18 protein-coding genes are annotated in these 18,085 nt (G+C 60.6%); 1 reads left to right on the top strand and 17 read right to left on the bottom strand.

Annotation, left to right across the window (positions count from 1 at the left end; genetic code table 11):
- Positions 1-9 precede the first annotated feature (9 nt).
- The 9 genes from Q0O99_RS02515 to Q0O99_RS02475 all read right to left on the bottom strand — a co-directional run bounded on the left by Q0O99_RS02515 (position 10) and on the right by Q0O99_RS02475 (position 9,026).
- Positions 10-1,059 (bottom strand): branched-chain amino acid ABC transporter permease, encoded by a 1,050-nt coding sequence (locus Q0O99_RS02515; protein WP_293748207.1) that lies wholly within the window; start codon positions 1,057-1,059, stop codon positions 10-12.
- Positions 1,059-1,943, bottom strand: coding sequence for a branched-chain amino acid ABC transporter permease (locus tag Q0O99_RS02510; protein WP_293748205.1), 885 nt, complete (start codon positions 1,941-1,943; stop codon positions 1,059-1,061). The genes Q0O99_RS02515 and Q0O99_RS02510 overlap by 1 nt, the downstream gene beginning before the upstream one ends.
- Before the next feature lie 4 nt (positions 1,944-1,947).
- The gene (locus tag Q0O99_RS02505) at positions 1,948-3,900 is read right to left on the bottom strand and encodes a long-chain fatty acid--CoA ligase (protein WP_293748203.1); all 1,953 of its coding nucleotides are present in this window, start codon (positions 3,898-3,900) and stop codon (positions 1,948-1,950) included.
- Positions 3,897-4,682, bottom strand: a complete 786-nt coding sequence (locus Q0O99_RS02500; RefSeq protein WP_293748201.1) for an ABC transporter ATP-binding protein — start codon at positions 4,680-4,682, stop codon at positions 3,897-3,899. Before Q0O99_RS02500 ends, Q0O99_RS02505 begins: the two co-directional genes overlap by 4 nt.
- A 277-nt stretch (positions 4,683-4,959) precedes the next feature.
- Positions 4,960-6,111 carry an acyl-CoA dehydrogenase family protein gene (locus Q0O99_RS02495; RefSeq protein ID WP_293748412.1) on the bottom strand — a complete coding sequence of 384 codons (1,152 nt, stop codon included), beginning with the start codon at positions 6,109-6,111 and terminating at the stop codon, positions 4,960-4,962.
- 10 nt (positions 6,112-6,121) lie between these two features.
- Entirely contained in the window at positions 6,122-6,952 is an 831-nt protein-coding gene (locus Q0O99_RS02490) for an SDR family NAD(P)-dependent oxidoreductase (RefSeq protein ID WP_293748199.1), read from the bottom strand.
- A 23-nt stretch (positions 6,953-6,975) separates the two neighbouring features.
- Complete coding sequence (locus Q0O99_RS02485; protein ID WP_293748197.1) at positions 6,976-7,383, bottom strand: MaoC family dehydratase; 408 nt, start codon at positions 7,381-7,383, stop codon at positions 6,976-6,978.
- A gap of 15 nt (positions 7,384-7,398) precedes the next feature.
- The gene (locus tag Q0O99_RS02480; RefSeq protein ID WP_293748196.1) at positions 7,399-7,839 is read right to left on the bottom strand and encodes a MaoC family dehydratase N-terminal domain-containing protein; all 441 of its coding nucleotides are present in this window, start codon (positions 7,837-7,839) and stop codon (positions 7,399-7,401) included.
- The gene (locus Q0O99_RS02475; protein ID WP_293748194.1) at positions 7,836-9,026 is read right to left on the bottom strand and encodes a lipid-transfer protein; all 1,191 of its coding nucleotides are present in this window, start codon (positions 9,024-9,026) and stop codon (positions 7,836-7,838) included. The genes Q0O99_RS02480 and Q0O99_RS02475 overlap by 4 nt, the downstream gene beginning before the upstream one ends.
- 178 nt (positions 9,027-9,204) lie before the next feature.
- Between Q0O99_RS02475 and Q0O99_RS02470 the strand changes: the two genes are divergently transcribed.
- Positions 9,205-10,173 (top strand): AraC family transcriptional regulator, encoded by a 969-nt coding sequence (locus Q0O99_RS02470; protein ID WP_293748192.1) that lies wholly within the window; start codon positions 9,205-9,207, stop codon positions 10,171-10,173.
- A 64-nt stretch (positions 10,174-10,237) separates the two neighbouring features.
- Here the strand turns inward: Q0O99_RS02470 and Q0O99_RS02465 are convergent, their stop codons facing one another.
- The 8 genes from Q0O99_RS02465 to can all read right to left on the bottom strand — a co-directional run bounded on the left by Q0O99_RS02465 (position 10,238) and on the right by can (position 18,042).
- Positions 10,238-10,630, bottom strand: a complete 393-nt coding sequence (locus Q0O99_RS02465) for a YchJ family metal-binding protein (RefSeq protein WP_293748190.1) — start codon at positions 10,628-10,630, stop codon at positions 10,238-10,240.
- Between the two features lie 99 nt (positions 10,631-10,729).
- Complete coding sequence (locus Q0O99_RS02460) at positions 10,730-11,161, bottom strand: rhodanese-like domain-containing protein (RefSeq protein ID WP_293748188.1); 432 nt, start codon at positions 11,159-11,161, stop codon at positions 10,730-10,732.
- 47 nt (positions 11,162-11,208) lie between these two features.
- Positions 11,209-12,672, bottom strand: a complete 1,464-nt coding sequence (locus tag Q0O99_RS02455; RefSeq protein ID WP_293748186.1) for a TrkH family potassium uptake protein — start codon at positions 12,670-12,672, stop codon at positions 11,209-11,211.
- A complete protein-coding gene (gene trkA, locus Q0O99_RS02450; protein WP_293748184.1) occupies positions 12,672-14,063 on the bottom strand; it encodes a Trk system potassium transporter TrkA in 1,392 nt (463 codons plus the stop codon). The genes Q0O99_RS02455 and trkA overlap by 1 nt, the downstream gene beginning before the upstream one ends.
- A gap of 48 nt (positions 14,064-14,111) precedes the next feature.
- Positions 14,112-15,239, bottom strand: a complete 1,128-nt coding sequence (locus tag Q0O99_RS02445; RefSeq protein ID WP_293748182.1) for an acyl-CoA dehydrogenase family protein — start codon at positions 15,237-15,239, stop codon at positions 14,112-14,114.
- 20 nt (positions 15,240-15,259) lie between these two features.
- Entirely contained in the window at positions 15,260-15,937 is a 678-nt protein-coding gene (locus tag Q0O99_RS02440; protein WP_293748180.1) for an SDR family oxidoreductase, read from the bottom strand.
- Positions 15,938-16,104: 167 nt separating this feature from the next.
- Complete coding sequence (locus tag Q0O99_RS02435) at positions 16,105-17,286, bottom strand: acetyl-CoA C-acyltransferase (protein ID WP_293748178.1); 1,182 nt, start codon at positions 17,284-17,286, stop codon at positions 16,105-16,107.
- Between the two features lie 99 nt (positions 17,287-17,385).
- Positions 17,386-18,042 carry a carbonate dehydratase gene (gene can, locus Q0O99_RS02430; RefSeq protein ID WP_293748176.1) on the bottom strand — a complete coding sequence of 219 codons (657 nt, stop codon included), beginning with the start codon at positions 18,040-18,042 and terminating at the stop codon, positions 17,386-17,388.
- Positions 18,043-18,085 lie beyond the last annotated feature (43 nt).

Raw genomic sequence — 18,085 nt, 5'->3', positions numbered from 1 at the left:
CCATGACGGTCAGTACGAAAAGGGCCAGAGTCGGTAGGCCTTTTTGGTAATCTGGATGCGGTGCATCACGCCCTTGGGCTCGAAAAGAAGGAAAAGGATGATCACGGCACCCAACAAGACGTTCATGGCGGCAAAGACAAAGTCCTGCCCCAATGCGGGCACCCATTGAATAAAGCTCGGGCCCAGACTGGTCACACCCTCACGGGCCAGTTGGATCATGGCTGTGCCAATCAGCGCACCGACGATGGAGCCCAGACCGCCCACGATCATCATGGCGATCATCCAGATGGCATTGAACAGCGTGAATTGCTCGATGGACACATGCCGCAAGGCCACCACCCACAGGCCACCCGCCACACCGGCAAAAAACGCGCTCACCAGAAAAGCCCGGGCCTTGGTTGCGGCAACGGGTATGCCCATCATGCCGGCGGCCACATCATCGTCACGCACCGCTTCAAAGCTGCGCCCATGGCGCGAGCGCACGATACCAAAGGCACCCGCAGTCATGATCAGCAGCACTGCGAAGGAAAACCAGTAGATGGCGCGGTCGTTTTCGAGGGACAGACCGAACACCGAAATGGATTCCACATGCAAACCACCGGCGCCACCCAACCAGGACTGTGGCAAATTCAGCACCAGAAAGTGGAACAGGGCCTGCGCTGCGATGGTCGTGAGCGCCAGGTAAAAGCCTTTGATGCGGGCTGCCGTCAAGCCAAACATCACGCCAAACAGGGCCGCACCAGCCCCCCCGATCACCAAAGCCGCGGCCGCATCCCATCCGGCCCCCATGGCTACAGCCGCGCCGTAGGCCCCCACCCCCATGAACGCAGATTGCCCCAAGTTGATCTGCCCGGCGTAGCCGGTGCAGATTTGCAGACCCATCACGGCCACCGCCGTGATGAAGGTGGTGTAACCAATGCTGACCCATCGTTCTGATGCCCACCAGGGCGCAGTCGCCAAGGCCAGAATCAAAAACACAAGACTGGCCCATTGCGCACGCGTGCGAATCAGGGAGCGGTCGCCCGCATAGTTGGTAAAGAATACGCCAGACGGGTCCATCACACACGCTCCACATGGCGCCAGCCGAACAAGCCAGTGGGACGCACCAGCAAGATCAACAGCATGAATACAAAAGGCACGATAGATGACGCAGAGCCACCGATCGCAGGATCAATATAGGCGGCCACCAAAGCCTGAACAATGCCCACAATGGCGCCGGCCAGGATCAACCCCCCAATGGACTCCAGACCCGCCAGCAAGGCCACTGGCAGTGCAGCCAGTGCTACATCCGCCGTTTGGACGGTGATGGAGCGGCCCGTGAGCAACACAATGGCACCCGCGATGGCAATGACCGAGCCCATCATCCAGGCCAGGGTGACGGCACGCTTGACCGAGATGCCCAGCGAGATCGCTATGGTGGGCTCTTCGGCCACAGCCGTCAGGGTCAGCCCCGCACGGGTGCGGTTGAAGAACCACGACATGCCCAAAGTCACCACCAAGGTCAGCAGGGCCCCGATCACCAAATTGGAGGGGAAGATCATGTCCCCCACAATCAGGGGTGCCGGTGGCAGCAGCACAGGAAACGAACGGTCTGCAGGACCCCAGACGACGAGCACGATGCCGCGGATCAGGATCACTAGGCCAATGGTGACCATCACCATAGAGAACACCGACTCACCCACCAGCCGTTCAAAAAACAGCCGTTCGATCAGCCAGCCATAAACGATGGCGCACACAAAGGCCAGAGGAATCGCCAGCCAGGGCGAAAGGTCGGCACCGATGGTGAGGGTCCAGACCGCGTAGGCCCCCAGCATCATGAGTTCACCCTGCGCAAAGTTGAACACCTTGCTGGCCCTGTAAATGACCATGAAGCCCAGCGCCAGCAAGGCATAGATCTGGCCTTGCAGGAACCCGTTGATGAGGTAATTGAAAAAGTCAATCATGGGTTCAGTTCTCCGAAATGCGCTGTGCAGAAATGCGACCGACGGTGACATCCGCGCGCAGCACGCCAGATCGTCCATCCTGATAGCGGATCGGTATCTCGATGGCGGTCTGGGTCTGGTCTGCATACATGGCTTCAATCAAGCCGCCATAGCGCTGTTCAATGAAATCGCGCTTGAGTTTTCGGGTGCGTGTGAGTTCACCTTCGTCGGCATCGAGCTCCTTGGGCAGGTTCACAAAGTGGGTGATGTGCGCCGCCTCTGGCAAGGTCCGATTGACCTGCGCGATCTCGGACGCGACCTGAGCCAACACCTCGGGACGCTGTGACAGGTCGGTGAAGGTGGTGAAAGACACGCCCTTGCGCTCAGCCCACCGGCCAAAGACATCGCCGTCGATGTTGACCAGGGCCGTGACACGCTCGCGTGACGGATTGCCTACCACCAACACTTCACGGATGTAAGGAGAAAAGCGCAAGCGCACCTCGATGAATTGCTTAGAAAAGGTGTGCCCGCCCTGGAGGCTGCTCATGTGCTCGACACGGTCGAAATAAATCAGCTCGGTCTCTGTCGGTCCCTGCCCCACGGCATCACCGGTTTGAAACCATTCCCCGTTCATTTTTTCAGCGCTCTTTTCAGGCTTGCCCCAATAACCTGCAAACCCGGCTCCGCCGCGCAACTCCAGCCCACCAGCAGGGGCCAGACGCCACTGCATGGGCTCGCCCCATGCACTGGCCAGAAGCACCAGCTGGCCAATGGTTTCTGGATTGGCCTGTTTGCCTTGGTGCACCGTGACCAGGCCGAACTCGCTGCACCCATAGACGTTGCGCAGCATCACGCCCATGGCGGCAAACAGTCGAAAGATGTCGGGCGCAACGGCCGCACCGCCGGTGAAGGCGATCTTGGCACGCTGAAGCCCCAGCTGATCACGCAGTGGCCGCAGCACCAGGGCATCGGCCAGTGGCAACAAAACCCGCACCCACCAAGGGCGCTGGGTGGTGTCCATCTGCTCGGCCCGCGCCAAGCGGCCGATGCGCAGACCCCAGTCCACCACACGTTGCCGCCAAGGCGAGGCATCCAGCATGCGGGTATGCACCCGTGCTGCCAGGCTTTCCCACTGCCGTGGACCAAAAAACACCATCTCGCAGGCCAACTCACGAATCGCTTCTTGAATCTGGTCCGGCCGCTCAGCAAAGCTCACCTTCATCGGGCGGATCAGGCCCAGGGTGACCCCCACCCACTGCTCCGTGGCCCAGGACAGCGGAATGTAAGACAGGTATTCACAGCCTTGCGGCAACTGAACCGATTGGGCAATGAGGTCGGCGTTGTGCAGCAACGATGCGTGTGTCGTGATCACCCCTTTGGGCGCTCCGGTCGTGCCCGAGGTGTACAACAACAAGGCGATGTCCTGGCTTTGCCCCTCAGCGATGACCTGCTCAAACCAGGCCGCAGCTTCCGCATCGACCGGACGGGCCGGAGCCTTGAAAGCATCCCACCCCAAAAGGCCTTCTTGCCGATAAGTCCACAGCCCACCCGACTCCCACCACACCACGGTGTGCAGGCCAGTGTGGCGCGACATCAACGGCAGCACCTTGTCAACCTGCTCTTGGTCTTCTGCAAACACGCACACCGCCTGTGCGTCCTGCACCACATAGTCCACCTCGGTTTCGGTCGCGTCCGGGTACAAGGCAACGACCTTGGCACCGATGGCCTGCGCCGCCCATTCCGCCCAGTAAAGCTCAGGGCGGTTTTCACTCATCAACACGACGGTCTGGCCGCGCTGCACGCCACGCGCACGCAGTCCCAAGGCCAGCTCGCGCACCTCATCGCGCACATCAGCCCAGCTGAATTCTTGCCAGATGCCGTCGCGCTTGTGCCTTTGCGCCACCTCGTCGGGGCGGACGGCGGCGTTGTGCACAAGCCATTGCGGCAAGGTCTGTGGGGGCAACGGGTCTGCACTCATGCGTGCACCCCCAGATAAGCAGCAATCACCTGCTCGTCCTGCTGCACGTCAGCGGGACTGGCGTCTGCGATCTTGCGGCCAAAATTCAGCACGATCACCCTGTCAGCGATGTCCATGACCACACCCATGTCGTGCTCCACCAACACCACCGGAATCTGGCGCGACTCGCGAATGTCCAGGATGAAACGGGCCAAGTCTTCTTTTTCTTCCACGTTCATACCGGCCATGGGTTCGTCCAGCAACAACATGCGCGGCTCCATGGCGAGCGCCCGTCCCAAATCGACCCGCTTGCGCATGCCGTAACCCAGGGTGCCCACAGGGTGGTGTCGAAGGTGTTCGAGTTCAAGAAAACCCAGAATTTCTTCAGCTACGGCGCGGTGCGCCAGTTCTTCACGGTGCGCAAACGGGTAGTAGAAAAAAGCAGTGGTCAGTGAACTTTTCATGTGCATGTACCGACCCACCAGGATGTTGTCGAGCACGCTCATGTGGGGCAGCAAATGTGTACCCTGAAAAGTGCGGGCCAGGCCCGCTTGCGCCACACGGTGTACCGGCCAGCGCCCGATGTCCTGGCCCTCAAAGCGCACGTCCCCTTCGCTGGAGCGGTAAAAGCCGGACAGCACGTTCAGCAAGGAACTCTTGCCAGCGCCATTGGGACCAATCAGGGCCACCAGCTCCTGGTGTCCAATGTCGATCGAGACGTTGGCCAGCGCGGTCACGCCACCAAACTTGAGCGTGATGTCCCGGGCCTCCAGCATGGGCGAATGGCGCTGCGCTTCAGTCATGGGCCTGTGACTCCTGGCAAAGGTGTGAACCTGGGCGCGGCATGGCTGCGCGTCGCCCCCGAGGGGCTCCGGGCCAGTGTGCCAAGAGCAAGGTTGTGCGGATTCAAGGCGGCCTCATTCAGCGGCACAACGGGGGCAAAACAAGCGTCAGCTCTTTCGACCAGCGCGCACCCGTACTGTCGCGACTGACTCAGAAACAGCTTCGTGATGCAGGTTTTCAAAACAGGCCAGTGATTGAAGACACGCACACAGGCCAGAGGGGTATTCAGGCCAGCGATCATGTCCCCAGTCTCCGCGCAATCAAGTCTTTCATGATCTCGGTGGTACCGCCATAAATGCGCTGGATGCGGGCATCGGCATACAGCCGGGCAATCGGGTATTCGGCCATATAGCCATAGCCGCCAAACAGCTGAAGACACTCATCGGTCACTTTGCCTTGCTGCTCGGTGCACCACCACTTGGCCATGTAGGCTGCCTCATCGTCCAGGGTCCCGTCCAGCAAACGCTGCACACAGTCGTTGACGAAGCTGCGCACGACGTGGGCGAGCGTGGCGCACTCTGCAAGCTTGAAGCGTGTGTTCTGAAAGTCAAAGACGCTCTGGCCAAAGGCTTTGCGTTGGCGCGTGTAGTCCACCGTCAGCTCCAGCGCTTTTTCAATCACGGCAGCGGCGGGCACGGCCAACAACAGGCGCTCATAAGGCAGCTGGCTCATCAGCTGGCGAAAACCCAAACCTTCTTGCTCGCCCAAGAGCTGGTCCTGGTGGAGGCGCACAGCGTCAAAAAACAGCTCAGCCGTGTCTGAGGCATGTTGCCCCAATTTTTCGAGCCGACGGCCCACGCGGAACCCGGGGAGGTTTTCGGTTTCGAGCACCATGAGCGATACACCGCCGCTGCCCGCACCGCCGGTGCGCACGGCAACAACCAGCAAGTTGGCGGTCGCGCCGTTGGTGATGAAGGTCTTGGCACCATCGATCACATACTGATCACCTTGCTTATCCGCCTTGGTGCGCAAGGCTTTCAGATCAGAGCCACAACCTGGCTCGGTCAAGGCGATGCCCGCCAGGATTTCTCCACTGGCCAGCTTGGGCAACCAGCGTTGTTTTTGCACTTCGGTCCCATAGTCCAGGATGTAATGCGCGACGATGCTGTGCACGGCCGTGTTGGCAGGCACCTCGGCCCGCGCCAGCTCATCTTGCACCACCAACTGGTATGCCAGGTTGACGCCCGCACCGCCATAGCGCTCGGGCAACTCGGGCAGCAAAAAGCCGAGTTCGCCAAACGGACGCCAAACCTCACGCGGAATGAAGCCCTGGCGACGCCACACGTCCAGATGGGGCGCCAACTCACGTTCGATGTAGCGGCGTGCCTGATCGCGGAAAGCCTCGATATCGGCATCCATCCAGGCGTGGCGGTGCAACTGGGGCAACAGGGTCATGGCTTCAGATTCCCGTCAAGCCGCCGCTGCACATCAGCGTCTGGCCGCTGATGTAGTCGGACTCGGGAATGCACAGCAAGTACACCGCGCCAGCAGCCTCGTCGGGCGAACCCCCACGACCCAGCGGAATCATGCGTTCCATGGCGGCCATGAGGTCGGGGTTGACCCCTACCTTGATGTCGCGGCCATCGATGTTGGCGGTCGCATCACTTTCGGCGCTCACCGTCAGTCGGGTCTTGATGAAACCGTAAGCCACACAGTTGACCGTGACATTCATGCGGCCCCACTCCTTGGCCAGCGTCATCGTCATGCCCGTGATACCGGCTTTGGCCGTCGAGTAATTGGTTTGACCCGCATTGCCAAACAAACCGGCCACTGAAGAAATGTTCACCACTTTGCGCACCACGGACTGGCCTGCATCCTTTTCCTGCTTGGACAAAGCACGGATCACCGGTTGCGCGGCGCGAAGGATACGAAACGGGGCCGTCAGGTGCACGTCCATCATGGCGTACCACTGCTCGTCGGTCATCTTCTGGACCACGTTGTCCCAGGTGTAGCCCGCGTTGTTGACAATGATGTCCAGGCCCTTGAACTCACTGACCGCCGTGCCCACAAAGCGTTCGGCAAAATCAGGCGCGGTCACATTGCCCACGCAGGCGACTGCTTGTCCACCGGCCTTGCGAATTTCATCCACCACTTCCTGGGCGGGTGCTGCGTCCAGATCGTTGACGACGACGCGCGCGCCTTCAGAGGCCAGCTTGAGTGCGATTGAGCGTCCAATGCCGCGCCCGGAACCGGTGATGAGCGCGACTTTGCCTTCGAGTTTTTGGGTCATGATTTTATTTCCTTGGGTCTAGTTCAGCTCAGCGCCACAATGGCCTCGCCCACGATTTTGTTTTGTCCAAACTGGTTGGACGAGGTCAATGCGATGCGGGCACAGGCCTCGCCATCGAGCTCCATGAGCTCCACCACTTCACCCGTGCAGGTGATCGTGTTGCCCAGGTGGGTGATGCCCGCGAAACGGGCGTCGTATTGACGCAGCCGACCTTGAGGAATCCACTGCATGATGACCCGACCCAGCCAGGCCATGCCCAGCATGCCTTGCGCGAACACATCGGGCATGCCGGCACGGCGCGCAAAGTCGATGTCAATGTGGATGGGGTTGTGGTCACCAGAAGCACCGCCAAACAGCGCCAGCGTGGTGCGGTTGACAGGCCCGAGTTGCAATGCGGGCAACTGCTCGCCCACGCGAATATTGGATGACATGTGCTAGCTCTTGTTTCAATGACGGACGACCAACACCGTGCGCATTTCGGCCACGAGTTCAGCCTTCTGATTGGTCACGAGGGAATTCTTGACGACAAACTCCAGCTTGCCGTCTTTTTTGTCATAGATGTCGGTGATGGTCGACTGAACGTTGACCGTGTCACCCGCGCAGACGGGCTTGAAGTAACGGAAAGATTGTTCACCATGCAGCAGTTTGGTCAAGGGGATGTCCAGATCCATCAGAAGCTGGTCATTCGCGCCGCTGTCGAGTTCGGCAGCGAACATGAAGGTGGGCGGCGCTGGCAGGTCCGGGTAGCCTGCGGCTTGGGCTGCAGCCAGATCAAGGTAAACCGGGTCTTGTTCGCCAATGGCCTTGGCAAAAAATTGCAGGCGTGTGCGGTCTATGTACAAGCTGGATGGCTTGAGCTGGTAGCCCATGAATTTCTTGTCGATCATGCTGACATCCTTTCATACAGGGTGACCACACAGGCGCCACCTAAGCCCAGGTTGTGTTGCAGTGCAATGCGCGCCCCTTCGACCTGTCGCTTGTCGGCCTGGCCGCGCAGTTGCTGCACCAGTTCCGTGCATTGCGCCAAACCCGTCGCACCCAGTGGGTGTCCTTTGGACAGCAAGCCTCCAGAAGGGTTGGTCACGATCTGGCCGCCATAAGTGTTGTCCTCGTCTTCGACAAACTGTTGCGCACCGCCCCGCGCACAAAGTCCCAGCGCCTCGTAGGTCAGCAATTCGTTGTGTGCAAAGCAGTCGTGCAGCTCGACGACCTGAATATCCCTGGGGCCCATGCCCGCTTCTGCATAAACTTTTTCAGCGCAGGCTTTGGCCATGCTCGAACCAACCACTTCCCGCATGTCACGGGCCTCGAAGGTGACACCCGTGTCGGTGGTCATGGCCTGGGCCCGAATGCGCACGGCCGTGCTCAGGCCATGTTGGCGGGCAAAGGTTTCAGAACACACAATGGCTGCTGCTGCGCCGCAGGTGGGCGGACAGGCCATCAAACGCGTCATGACGCCGGGCCACATCACCGGCGCATTCATCACCTCCTCTTCGGTGACCACCTTGCGGAACAGGGCCAAGGGATTGTTGACCGCATGGCGGCTGGCTTTCGCGCGGATCTTGGCGAATGTAGTCATGGGTGTACCGAACTCATCCATGTGCGCCAAGCCTGCGCCGCCGAAATAACGCAGCGCCAAGGGGATTTCGCTGCGGCCGACCAAGCCCTGCGTCGCATCGTCAAAATGCTCGAAGGGGCTGGGTCTGTCGGCGAAGACGGTTCCGAGTGCGCCCGGATTCATTTGCTCAAAACCCAATGCCAGCACGCAATCAGCAGCGCCGCTCATCACAGCCTGGCGCGCCAGGAACAGCGCCGTGGAACCTGTTGAGCAGTTGTTGTTCACGTTAACGACCGGGATGCCCGTCATGCCCACTTCGTACAGTGCGCGCTGACCAGCGGTCGAGTCGCCATACACATAGCCCACGTAGGCTTGCTGCACATTGGCGTACTCCAGGCCTGCATCGCTCAAAGCCGCTTTCACTGCTTTGGCCGCCATTTGCGGGTAGGGCTCGCTGGCCCCGGGCTTGGTGAACGGCACCATGCCGACCCCCGCCACATACACATCATTTTTCATGCCCAGTCCTTTGCACGGTTTGGATCGCAAGCGGCCTTTTTTTGCACGCTTGCTTTGAACCAAATGCTAGACTCAGAGCCGTATCGTCGCGATAGCTTGTCACCTCAAGACAATGGCAAAAGACCTCAAACACATCAAACCTCGGGAAAACCCGGGGACTTACATTGCCCCCATTTTCGTGTTCGGCCTGCTTTCAGGCTTGGAGGGCATGGATGTCGATGTGGATGGCTATTTACGTCAGGCAGGGGTCGACCCCAAGGCCCTGCGAACCCCAGGTGACCCGGGGGTCACCCCCATTCAGTACGTGGCGCTTTTTTATGCCTTGATGCACGGCTTGAAAGACGAGTGCGTTGGGCTGTTCTCCCGACCTTTCAAGCCCGGCAGCTTCGCGTTGACCGCGCGGGAAGGACTGTCAGCGCCCGACCTTCGGCGTGCACTCAAGCGCATGAGTTCGGCCCTCAACCTGCTGCAAGACGACATTGTTTTTTCCTTGCAGATCAACCACCAGGAAGCGGGCTTGCACATGGCGCCTGCCAACCCGGGGCGTGATATCCCTGTGTTCGCGCAAGAAACCATGGTGCGTGTGATGTGGCGCCTTGCTGCGTGGCTCCTGAACTCACCCCTGCCGATTCGGCATTTCGATTTCGCCTATGCCGATCCCGGTCACCACGAGTTGTACCAGTTCATTTTCCCGGCAGATCGGCGTTACGACCAAATCGCATTCGGCTTCTGGTTTGACATCTCCAAGTTGGACACCCCTGTGAGCCGGGACGAACCTGCACTGCGCACCTTCCTGACAGACGCCTATACCCAGATCATTTCACCACCGCGCCACTTTGGCTTGATCGGGCAGAAAGTGCGCAACTGCCTGATGCTCAGTTACCCCCGATGGCTCACACTGGAAGAGGTTGCGGACAAACTCCACACCTCTCCGGCCAGTCTGCAACGTCACCTGACGGCTGAACACACATCCTTGCAGTGGCTCAAGGACGACCTGAGACGGGACCTGGCCATCTCCCGACTTTCGTCCTCCAAGGTCTCACTGGTTCAACTGGCCAGCGAGCTTGGCTTCAGCGACAGCCCCAGCTTTCAACGCGCATTCAAACGCTGGACAGGCCAGCCCTGCAATGCCTACAGGCGGCGTTGAACGCTCCAGCCCTTTAAGATGGACGACGTATCTATTCAAAGTGAGCGTGGTCTGGATGGCGTCTTCACAGCACATCACCCGCCACATAAAACCAGCCATCGGATTCGCGCACAAAACGGCTGCGTTCGTGTTGCCGCACCGCTTTGCCGCCCACCCGATAACGGGCGACGAATTCGACCTCGGCCGTCTCAGCACCGGTGACGTGGTGCTGCTTGATTTCCAGACCCAGCCACTTGGCCCCTGCTTCGAGCGTCAGCTCAGCGGGTCTTTGGCTGCTGTGCCAGGTGGCCAGCAGATAAGGCACATCGCCCCGCACAAAAGCGCTGTAGCGCGAGCGCATCAGGCTTTCGGCATCGGGCGCGTTCTGGTTGGCGTGGTAAGGGCCGCAACAAGTGTCCAAGCTCAGTGCTTGGCCTTTGCCAGTGGTGCGGCCGCAGGGGCAGGGTGTCAATTTCATGGCCTCTTTTGTAGGTCGGTGGCTTTAGCCCCGACGAATCTGAGTGGTCCACCATGTCGGGGCTAAAGCCGCCGACCTACGAAAATCAAGCATCGAGCATCAAGCGCCTTTTCGCGCTGCGCTTTCGGCCTTGTGTTGTTCCATGGTAACCATGGGCGCCGCGGCTTTTTTCCAGGCGGTGAATCCGCCGTCGATGTGGGCCACGTTGGTCATGCCCATGTCTTGCAGGGTTTTGGCGGCCAGGGCGCTGCGCCAGCCTGCGCCGCAAAACAAGATGAATTGCTTGTCCTCGTCGGCGAACACGGGTTTGAAGTAGGGCGAAGCGGGGTCTACCCAAAACTCGAGCATGCCGCGCGGGGCCAGCAAAGCGCCGGGCACAGTGCCTTCGCGCTCCAGCTCACGCGGGTCGCGGATGTCAACGATCTGCACGTTCGGGTCGCTCATGCGAGCGCAAACGGTTTCGACGCTGTGCGTCGTGACCTGGGCCATGGCTTCGTCCACGAGCGCCTGAAATCCTTTGGTGATGGGCATGTCTGTCTCCTTGTGTGTATTGAATAGCGTCGCTTGGGGCATCGCGTTTATTTTCGCCAAAAGTGCGAGCTGAACAAGACCAGCACCGACAGCAACTCCAGGCGGCCCAGCAGCATGGCAAAGGTCAAGACGCCCAGCTGGAAGGGGTTGAGGCCGCCATAGTTGCCCGAAGGCCCCACTTCACCCAGCCCCGGGCCAATGTTGTTGACGGTGGCGATCACCGCCGAAAATGCGGTCACGATGTCCATGCCACTGAGCAAGAGCAACATGCTCAGACCCATGGTGGCACCGCCATAAATGAGCATGAAGCCCAGCACCGCCGTCATGACCGACATGGGCATGACCCCACCCCCCAGCGTGACCGGGTTGATGACGCGCGGGTGGATGATGCGCACCAGCTCGCGGCGCGCCTGCTTGACCAGCAAAATCATGCGCACCATCTTGATGCCGCCCCCGGTGGAGCCCGCACACGAGACAAAGCAGCCCAAAAACATCAGCAAGACCGGCGCAAACACGGGCCACAGCGCATAGTCGGTGGCCGCGTAGCCGGTGGTGGTGGCCAGTGACACGACATGGAAAGCGCTCACGCGCAGGGCATGGGCCCAGTCGTTGTACACGCCATGGGCCATCAACAAACCTGTGAGCAGCACAGTGGCCAAGAGCAACACCGCAAAGTAGGTGCGGATTTCATGGTCGTTGGTCACAGGCTTGAGCGACAGGGTGCGCAGCACCACGAAGTAGCGCACAAAGCTGATGCCTGCCAGCGTCATGAAGACGATGGCCACGCCTTCAATCACGGGCGAATTGAAATGCGCAAAGCTGGCATCGTACGAAGAAAATCCGCCCAGGCCCATGGTTGTGCACATGTGCATGAAGGCATCGGCCCAGCTCATGCCCGCCCAGCGGTAAGCCAACAGGCAAGCGCCCGAAAAGACAAAGTACACGCCCCACAGGCCACGCGCGGTCTCAGAAATGCGCGGCGTGAATTTGGTGTCTTTCATGGGGCCGGGGGTTTCGGTCTTGTACAACTGCACGCCGCCCAAGCCCAGCATGGGCAACACCGCCACCACCAGCAGCATGATGCCCAGACCACCGATGAGTTGTAAAAAACAGCGCCAGATGTTCGCCGACACAGGTAAATACTCCAGCCCCGTCAAGGCCGTGGCGCCGGTGGCCGTGAGCGCGCTCATGGCTTCAAAATAAGCCTTGAACCAGGAGATGTCGGGCACCAAAAACATGAGAGGCAGTGCCGAGTATGCAGGCAAAAACAGCCACACCATGTTGACCAGCAAGAAGCCGTCTTTGGTCTTTAATTCGCGCCGATGCTGCTGAGTGATGGCCGCCAGCACCAAGCCACTAACGACTGTCAAACCAAAACCGGCCAGCCAGATCCACTGCAGGTCATGGTGGTCTTCAAACCAGGCCCAGATGCCCGGTACCAAAAAGGTGACCGAGAAGGCGAGCAGGATGCGCGCCATCACCGCCAAAACGGGGAAGAAGGTTTTGAGCATCAGCCAAAGAAGGTCGCGCCGACCTGAAAGAGTTTTTCCACCGCACGCACATCGCTCTTGTTCGGAATGAACAAGATGATGTGGTCATCGGCTTCGATCCGGGTGTCGTGGTGCGGCATCAGCACTTCGGATTTTTTGCCCTCGCCGCGCACGATGGCCCCCATGCTGACCCCTTTGGGCAGCTTGATTTCTTCGACGCGCCGTCCCACCAATTTGGAGGTTTTGATGTCGCCGCGTGCAATCCCCTCCAGGGCTTCGGCTGCGCCCCGGCGCAGGCTGTGCACCGCCGCCACATCGCCCCGTCGCAAATGCGCCAGCAACTCGCCGATGACGGTTTGCGCAGGCGAAATCGCGATGTCGATCGTGCTGCCTTGCATCATGTCGGCATAAGCGCGGCGGTTGATCAGGGCCATCACGCGGCCTGCGCCCATGCGCTTGGCCAGCATGGCCGACATGATGTTGTCCTCGTCGTCGCTGGTCAAGGCCAGAAACAGGTCCATCTCGCCCACATTTTCTTCGTGCAGCAGATCTTCGTCAGCGCCGTCGCCATTTAGGATCAAGGTGCTTGATGGCAACTGACTGGCCAAGTATTCGCAGCGCTTTTTGTCACGCTCGATCAGCTTCACGTCGTACTGACTGGCCAAAATGCGCGCCAAACGCAGACCGACTTTACCGCCCCCGGCCAACATCAAGCGCTGCACGGGCTTGTCGGTTTTGTGGATGCCCGCCAGCACAATGCGGATCTTGCTGGTATCGGCCAACACAAACACCTCGTCGCCGGGCAGAATGCGCGTCTCGGGCGTGGCTTCGATCTGGGTGTCTTGGCGGTACAGGGCCACCACGCGCATCTCGGCATGCGGCAGACGGTCGCGAAACTCGGCAATGGTGTGGTTGACCAGCAAGCTGTCGGCCGCTGCGCGCACCACGATCAGGCTGACGCGGCCCTCGGCAAACTCCAACACCTGCAAGGCCTCAGGGTACTGGATGAGCTGCTCGATGTAGCGCATCACCGATTCTTCGGGGCAGATCACATGGTCGACCGCAAAACCGGATTTACCCAACAACTCGTCGCCCTCGTTGAACTCGGGCGAGCGCAAACGGGCAATGGTGGTGGGGATGTTGAAAACGTCGTGGGCGATCTTGCAGACCACCAGATTCGATTCGTCGGCCGCCGCGCAGGCGATGATCATGTCGGCGTCCTTGGCCCCCGCCTCGCGCAACACCGAGGGCTGGATGCCGTTGCCCACCACACCACGCAAGTCCAAGCGCTCTTCCAGCAGCCTCAGACGAGCCGGGTCCTGGTCGATGACGGTGATGTCGTTTTGCTCGGAAACCAGGCTTTCAGCGACGCTTTCGCCCACACGGCCCGCGCCCAGGATGATGATGTTCATGGGGCGGAATGATACGTGAGCCGTGGCTCAAAAGCGCTATTTTCGCGATCAAAGCCCGCGCTGGATGATGATTTTCTGCACGTCGCTGGTGCCTTCGTAGATCTGGCACACCCGCACATCGCGGTAAATGCGCTCGACTGGGAAGTCGCTCACATAGCCGTAACCACCCAGGGTCTGGATGGCGGCGGAGCACACCATTTCGGCCGCTTCGCTGGCAAACAGTTTGGCCATGGCGGCTTCTTTGAGGCAGGGGCGGCCCGCATCGCGCAAGCTGGCCGCGTGCCAAATCAGCTGGCGCGCGGCTTCGAGTTGGGTGGCGCAGTCCGCCAAACGAAAGCCCACCGCCTGGTGGTTGAAGATGGCGGTGCCAAAGCTTTCGCGCTGCTTGGCGTAGTCGATCGCCACATCGAGTGCGCTCCGGGCCATGCCCAGGCTTTGCGCGGCGATGCCGATGCGCCCGCCCTCCAAAGACGACAGGGCGATTTTGTAGCCTTCCCCTTCCTGGCCGATCAGGTTTTCGGCAGGGATGCGGCAGTTGTCAAAGTTGATCTGCGCGGTATCACTGCTGTGCTGGCCCAACTTGTCTTCCAGGCGCGCCACCATGTAGCCCGGCGTGCGGGTGGGCACGATGAAGGCGCTCAGGCCTTTTTTGCCCGCGCCCTTGTCGGTCACCGCGATCACGATGGCCACGTCGCCGTTTTGGCCGCTGGTGATGAACTGCTTGACGCCGTTGATGACGTAGCCGTCGCCGTCTTTCATGGCGGTGGTCCGCAGGGCCGAAGCATCCGAGCCCACATGCGGCTCGGTCAGGCAAAACGCGCCCAGCATCTGGCCTTGGGCCAGTGGCATGAGCCACTGCGCTTTTTGCGCGGCGTTGCCGTACATCATCAAAATGGCGTTGACCGGGCAGTTGGTCACGCTGATCACGGTGCTGGTGCCGCCGTCACCGGCCGCGATCTCTTCGAGCACCAGCGCCAGCGTCACATAGTCCAGGCCCGCGCCGCCCAACTCTTCGGGCACGCAAATGCCGTAAGCCCCTAGCGCGGCCAGGCCCTTGTGCACTTCTTTGGGGAAGTGGTGCTTTTTGTCCCACTCGGCGGCATGGGGCCACAGTTCGCGCTGCGCAAAATCGCGCACAGCTTCGCGGATCATTTCCTGGTCGGGGGTCAGCAGCATGGGGCTCTTTCTTTATCGGGTCACCAAGGCAGGGCTTGGCCGTCGTGGTTCAAAAATGCGCCACGCTGTGTCGGGTCGCGTTGTTCCTGGATGCGGTTCAGCGTTTGGCGCAAGCTGCTCGCGCTTTGTTCGGGCGTCAGGGGTGCGGCCGCGCCACCCATGTCGGTCTGCACCCAGCCGGGGTGAATGGCCAGAACGGTCACATCAGGCTGCTCGGCTTGCGTGCAGCGCACCACCATGTTGAGGGCGGCCTTGCTCACGCGGTAGAGCGCGGCGTTGCCGCTTGTGGTGTCTTGCAGGCTTCCCATGACGGAGCTGATGCAGGCGATCACGCCTTTTGTTTCTTGCACCATGGGCACGATCTGCGGGATGACCTGCATCGCACCCATCACGTTGGTGTGCATCACGGCGTCAAAGCTGTCGCGGGTGGGCGGGGTGCTGGCACTGGCGCGGTCCATCGCTCCTGCCACGTAAATGGCCAGATCGATTTTTTCGCCGTCAAGCTGCCAAGACAGCCCCGAGTTGCTGGCCGGATTGGCCACATCGAGGCGCAGGGTTTGTGCGCCCAGCGCCTTCAGGCCTGCGATGCCTTCGTCCGAACGGGCGGTGGCGATCACACGCCAGCCGTCGGTCAGGTATTGGCGGGCCAGTTCAAAACCGATGCCGCGCGATGCGCCGATGAGGAGGACAGTTTTCATATTTCTGAGTCTCGTAGGTCGGTGGCTTTAGCCCCAACGTGAAACACTTGCAAGCGGATGTCGGATCTGCTGTTTTCTGTAGGTCGGCGGCTTGTGCCCCGACATGGGGACGTGGGGCAGCAAGCCCTGTCGGACCTGAAGGCCCGACCTACCAGGAAGAAACGGCATCACACGAGTTCCAGCGCCACGGCCGTGCCTTCGCCGCCGCCGATGCACAAGGTGGCCAGGCCTTTTTTCAGGCCTCGGGCTATGAGTGCATGGATCAGCGTGACCATGATGCGCGCACCGGACGCGCCGATGGGGTGGCCCAGCGCACACGCACCACCATTCACGTTGACTTTGTCGTGCGACACGCCCAGCTCTTTCATCAGCGCCATGGGCACCACCGCAAAGGCTTCGTTGACTTCCCACAGATCGACGTCTTGCACCGTCCAGCCGGCTTTGGCCAAGGCCTTTTGCGTTGCGCCCACGGGGGCGGTGGCAAACCACTCGGGCTCTTGCGCGTGGGTAGCGTGGCTAACGATGCGGGCCAAGGGCTTGCAGCCAAGCTTGGCGGCGGTGCTCTCGCGCATGAGCACCATGGCGGCCGCGCCGTCGTTGATGGACGAACTGCTGGCGGCAGTGATGGTGCCGTCTTTCTTGAAGGCGGGCTTCAAGCCGCTGATTTTGTCGAGCTTGACTTTGCCGGGGCCTTCGTCGATCGACACCACGCGTTCGCCGCTGCGGTCTTTCACCGTGACGGGCGCGATCTCGGCCGCAAAAGCACCCGACTCGGTGGCGGCCTTGGCGCGCTGCACGCTGGTGGTGGCAAAGTGGTCTTGCTCAGCGCGGGTGAAGCTGTATTTGGCGGCGCAGTCTTCGCCAAAGGTGCCCATGCTGCGACCGGCTTCGTAGGCGTCTTCCAGGCCGTCGAGCATCATGTGGTCGTAAATCTTGTCGTGGCCCATGCGGTAGCCACCACGGCCCTTGAGCAGAAGAAAAGGCGCGTTGGTCATGCTCTCCATGCCACCGGCCACCAACACGTCGTGAGTGCCCGCCACCAGCATGTCGTGCGCGAACATGGCCGCGCGCATGCCCGAGCCGCACATTTTGGACAAGGTGACCGCGCCCGCGCTCTGGGGCAAACCGCCCTTGAAGCCCGCTTGGCGCGCTGGCGCCTGGCCCTGGCCTGCCATCAGGCAGTTGCCAAACAGCACTTCGGTGACCAGCTCAGGACGGATGCCTGCAAGCGCCACGGCGGCTTTGATGGCTGCGCCACCCAGGTCGTGGGCGGCCAGTGCGGAAAAGTCGCCCTGGAAGCTGCCCATGGGGGTGCGCGCTGCGCTAACGATGACGATGGGATCGGACATGGTTTTCTCCAGAAAATTCAAAAGGAAATCTACTTTGGACCTTGGATTCAGCGAAAGAAATCAAGCCAAAGAGCTACAAGGGCCAGTCAGTGCCAAGCTTCACAGGCCGCCGCGCGGATAACGTTTGAAGGCGCTGCGGAACACGTCCACCACCTCGTGGCTGCCACTCATGCTGACACCCAAGTCCTTGGCCAGACCATCCTTGAGGCCGTAGCACCAGCCGTGCACGCTGAGCTTTTGCCCACGCGACCAGGCGTCTTGCACCACATTGGTCAGGGCCACGTTGCCCACTTGCTCGATCACGTTCATCTCGCACAGGGCGTCTTCTTGCTCGGGCACGGTCAGATGGTCCAGGCGACGGCGATGGCGCACCTTGACATCGTGCACATGGCGCAGCCAGTTGTCGGCCAGGCCCACGCGCATGCCCCGCAGCGTGGCCAGCACGCCGCCGCACCCGTAATGCCCAACCACCATGATGTGCTCGACCTTGAGCGCATCCACAGCGTACTGAATGACCGACAAAGCGTTCAGATCAGAGTGCACCACCACATTGGCCACGTTGCGGTGCACAAACACCTCGCCCGGGTCCAAGCCGGTGATTTGGTTGGCGGGCACGCGGCTGTCGGAGCAACCGATCCACAAGTACTTGGGGTTTTGCTGGTTGGCCAAGCGTGAGAAAAAAGCCGGGTCATCGCGCACCATGCGTGCCGACCATTCGCGGTTGTTGTCCAGAAGGTGTTGCAGTGAAGTGGTCATGGTGAGATTGTCGCTGGACTGGCCTGGCGCTGAATGACGAACC

The sequence above is a fragment of the Limnohabitans sp. Rim8 genome, assembly GCF_945901735.1.
Classification (GTDB): Bacteria; Pseudomonadota; Gammaproteobacteria; order Burkholderiales; family Burkholderiaceae_C; genus Limnohabitans_A.
This window is presented reverse-complemented; position numbering and strand designations above follow the sequence as displayed.